This is a genomic window from Bacteroidota bacterium (genome assembly GCA_030706565.1).
Lineage (GTDB): Bacteria > Bacteroidota > Bacteroidia > Bacteroidales > JAUZOH01 > JAUZOH01.
The window spans coordinates 1-3,935 of record JAUZOH010000351.1 but is presented as its reverse complement, the minus strand read 5'-3'; the positions used below and the strand labels follow the sequence as shown (position 1 = coordinate 3,935).

At 39.8% G+C, this 3,935-nt stretch carries 4 protein-coding genes; all 4 read right to left on the bottom strand.

Translation table 11 applies throughout. The features are described from left to right. Nucleotides 1–120: 120 nt before the first annotated feature. Complete coding sequence (gene lpdA / locus Q8907_13915) at nucleotides 121–1,473, bottom strand: dihydrolipoyl dehydrogenase (protein MDP4275366.1); 1,353 nt, start codon at nucleotides 1,471–1,473, stop codon at nucleotides 121–123. 23 nt (nucleotides 1,474–1,496) lie between these two features. Beyond that, nucleotides 1,497–2,768 carry a dihydrolipoamide acetyltransferase family protein gene (locus Q8907_13910; protein MDP4275365.1) on the bottom strand — a complete coding sequence of 424 codons (1,272 nt, stop codon included), beginning with the start codon at nucleotides 2,766–2,768 and terminating at the stop codon, nucleotides 1,497–1,499. A gap of 11 nt (nucleotides 2,769–2,779) precedes the next feature. Next, the gene (locus Q8907_13905; GenBank protein ID MDP4275364.1) at nucleotides 2,780–3,757 is read right to left on the bottom strand and encodes an alpha-ketoacid dehydrogenase subunit beta; all 978 of its coding nucleotides are present in this window, start codon (nucleotides 3,755–3,757) and stop codon (nucleotides 2,780–2,782) included. Next, nucleotides 3,754–3,935: hypothetical protein (locus Q8907_13900; protein ID MDP4275363.1), on the bottom strand; the 182-nt coding region annotated here is incomplete at its 5' end. The genes Q8907_13900 and Q8907_13905, both read right to left, overlap by 4 nt.

Genomic DNA, 3,935 nt, shown 5'->3' with positions numbered 1-3,935 from the left:
TGGTTTGAAGCTCCAAGTACGATATACGGTTTATCAGGTATCCAGATTAAATATCGGGTATTGCTTTCTTCAAGCAATTTAATATCGGGAAGACAATAAGCTGAAATTTTAATCATGCTTTTACTTATGAATAGCCTTGTCGAAAGCATCAAAACCTGCTTCCATGAATATCTCTGAAACAGTAGGGTGAGCATGAATAGTTTGGGCAACATCATAAACGGTGCCTTCTATTTCCATAAAAGCACCTGCTTCTGCAATCATATCGGTGGCATTGGAAGCTACGATCTGAACTCCGAGGACCTGCCCGTATTTTCTATCGGAAAGCATACGAATAAATCCTTCTGTATTACCTTCTATCATTGCTTTACCATTAGCCGATAAAGGAAATTCACTAATTTTATAATCTATACCTTCTTCCTTAATTTGCTGTTCGCTTAGGCCTATCTGGGCAATTTCCGGGAGAGTGTACATATTAATGGGATAGGCTCGGGTATTAAAATTGGCTTTGATCCCTTTCAGGGTATTTATAACGTGAATTCCTTGTGCTGAAGCAACATGGGCAACAAAACTTTTTCCGCTGACATCGCCGATAGCATATATCCCTTGGATATTTGTTTCAAAATCATCTGATGTATTTATAAATCCCCGTTCAGTGAGTACAAGCGGAATTTCGCTCTCTGGAATAATTGCCTTGCGTGAATTACAGTTAACAAGAAGGTCACATTTTATTTTTTTACCCTCAACTATAAGGTTGCCTTTTTCAAATTTTTCTGGAAAAGCATTTAAAAAAAGCTCTATATTTTCTGATTGAAGTTTTTTACGGATAAATGAAACAAGGTGATCATCCAATCCCATCATAAAGCTTTTGCTATTCGTAACCAGAGTCGTCTTTTTCCCAAGAAGTTTAAAAAACTGGGCTATTTCGACAGCTGAAACCTGATTACCTGTGACTACAATATTGTCGGGAATGGTTTCCAGGGTGAATAATTTTTCCATTTCAACAATGGGCGCATTTCCAATTGACTTATCCATTGCCCTGGGTTTAGAACCTGTTGCAATTATGATATTTGTGGCATTTATCTTTTTATCGTTGACCATGACGGAATTCTCAGAAATAAGTCTGGCGGTGCCCGTAATTAGCTCCACTCCATTCTTTTTCAGCAGGTAATTGACTCCGGCGGTAAGTTTTTTGGTTATGTTTTTTGATCTGGATTTTGCTCTTTCCCAGTTAAATGAAAGTTTCTGTACATCAATACCCTCAATTCCGAATTCGGAGGAGTGTTTTATCTTATCAAAGATCTTTGCGCTTTCCATTAATGCTTTTGTGGGGATACAACCCCAATTTAGGCACATCCCGCCAATATAAATTTTTTCAATAACGGCAGTTTTTAAACCTATTTGTCCGGCTCTGATGCCTGCAACATATCCGGCTGGTCCAGCACCAATAATGATAACATCATAGTCCATATTCATCCTCCTTCATGATTTTTATTCGATCATTCCATCATAAGTGAAAACGGGTCAGACAAATACTCCATTATTTGAATGACAAAACGCGCAGCTTCGCCTCCATCAACAATTCTATGATCAACGGTAAGTGATAAAGGCAAAACCTTCCCAATTACAATCTGATCGTTTTTAACAACAGGTGTTTTTAAAATTTTGCCTATTCCCAGTATTCCCGCCTGGGGATAGTTAATTATTGTAACGCCATATATACCGCCAATAGAACCATAGTTTGTAAGCGTAAATGTTCCGTCCTTCATCTCCTCAAGGGTAAGTTTTCTTTCTCTTGCTTTTTCCGAAAGCTCGGTTATTTTCTGTGCAATTTGGAAAATTGAAAGCTTATCTGCATTTTTGATAACGGGAACCACAAGCCCTTCATCTGTATCAACAGCAATGCCAATATTATAAAAGTTTTTATAGATCATCCTGTTGTTCTCCATGTCCAGTTGTGAATTAAGCTGGCGGTGTTGTTTAAGGGCATTTACGGTTGCTTTAAGAATAAAAGAGAGATAGGTGAGTTTAACATTCTTTTCGGCGTAGATCTTTTGATATTTTTCTTTGATCCAAATAAGGTCTGATACTTCTACTTCTTCAAAAACCGTCATGTGAGCTGCATTAAGCTTGGAATTAATCATGTTCCTTGCTATCGTCTTTCTTATCTGGGAAAGAGGTTCAAAAGTGAGTGCTTCACCGGATGTAATCTGCAGGTGAACAGCAGGTCTGTCAGCAGGATTATTTAAGTAGAAATTTTGTATGTCTGTTTTGGTTACTCTGCCACCCGGGCCGGTTCCGGAGACCCTATTTATATCAATGCCTTGTTCTTTTGCAAATGCCCTGGCAACAGGAGTGGCAAGGACCTTGGCAACAGCTTCTTTTGGGATTGAAAAACCTTCCTCGCTGGCAGGAAGAAAAGCATTGTTACCGGCTACTTCTATTGTACCCACAACACCTGTAGAACCTTCTTCCAGGGGTTCCATTTTAGCAGTGGCCTTTACTTCAGCAATTGCATCTTCCCCGAATACTCCTTCAATTTCAATCTCTACAAGAGGTGTTCCCACATGGATAGTATCCCCTTCATTACCAAATCTGGTAACTATGGTTCCTGTTTTAGGTGAAGGAATATCGGCAACCACTTTATCCGTTTCCATTTTAACAAGCGATTGTCCCTTCTTTATTTCCTGACCTTTGGTTACATACCATTCAAGTATAATCCCTTCCTCGAGTCCTTCGCCAATATCCGGAAAATTGAAAACATATCTCATATGCCTTGATTTTAGAATTTAACGGTCCTTTCGATTTCGTAGAAAATCCTCTCGGGTGTTTGCATAAAGAAATGTTCACCCCTGGCCAGGGGAACAATAGTGTCAAAGCCCATCACTCTTTTGGGGGGAGCTTCAAGATGAAGGAATGCTTCCTCATTGACTATGGCAATAAGTTCGGAGCCAACGCTGAAACTTGTTACCGCTTCGGCAACAATCACTATTCTTCCTGTTTTCTCAACAGATCTTGTGATGGTTTCTTTATCTATGGGATAAATTGTGCGTAGATCGATGAGCTCCGCAGAAATACCGGCTTCTTTTGCCAGCACTAGTGCTTTCTGGCACTCACGAATCATAGCACCGAAAGCGACAACCGTTACATCAGTTCCTTTTGTAAGAACTTTTGCCTTGCCAATGGGAATGGAGAATTTTTCATCTGCAACTTCCTGTTTTATTGCCCTATAAATGCGTTTTGGCTCCATGAATATAACCGGGTCATCGCTTTCAATTGCTGATATTATTAATCCTTTGGCATCGTGCGGAGTTGATGGGATTACAACTTTAATTCCCGGAATATGAGCGAAAAATGCTTCAGGGCTTTCTGAATGATGTTCAAGCGCATTTATCCCCCCGCCGTATGGAAAGCGTATGACCATAGGTACCTTATACTTTCCTCTTGTCCTGTTGTGCATCCGTGAAACATGGGAGATAATCTGATCCAATGCAGGATATGAAAAACCGTCGAATTGCAATTCGACAACCGGTCTTAAGCCTGACACTGCCATGCCCAGGCCTGTTCCTACAATGGCGGATTCAGCCAGGGGAGAGTCAAAAACCCTTTCCACTCCATATTTTTTTTGCAATCCCTCAGTGACCCGGAAAACACCGCCTTCAAAACCAACGTCTTCGCCATAAATCACTATATTTTTATCCTCAGCAAGCTTAAGGTCTAAAGCATTATTAATGGCTTGAACTATAGTCATCACACTCATTTTCTGTCCTCCTTCCATTTGAGAAATTTCTCATATTCGGCTTTTTGTTTTTTCAAATCGTCAGGCATGTCGACATAGGTATGACGAAAAACATCTTCAAGTTGATAAGGACTGAGGTTCTCTGCTTCAGAAAATTGCTGATCAATTTCACTTTTGTATTTTTCAAGAAGTTTCTTTT

What these genes read in the sequence shown, in the direction of transcription:
- Q8907_13905 (MDP4275364.1), bottom strand. Translation starts at nt 3,757, where the DNA reads ATGAGTGTGATGACTATAGTTCAAGCCATTAATAATGCTTTAGACCTT.
- Q8907_13910 (MDP4275365.1), bottom strand. Translation starts at nt 2,768, where the DNA reads ATGAGATATGTTTTCAATTTTCCGGATATTGGCGAAGGACTCGAGGAA.
- lpdA (MDP4275366.1), bottom strand. Translation starts at nt 1,473, where the DNA reads ATGAATATGGACTATGATGTTATCATTATTGGTGCTGGACCAGCCGGA.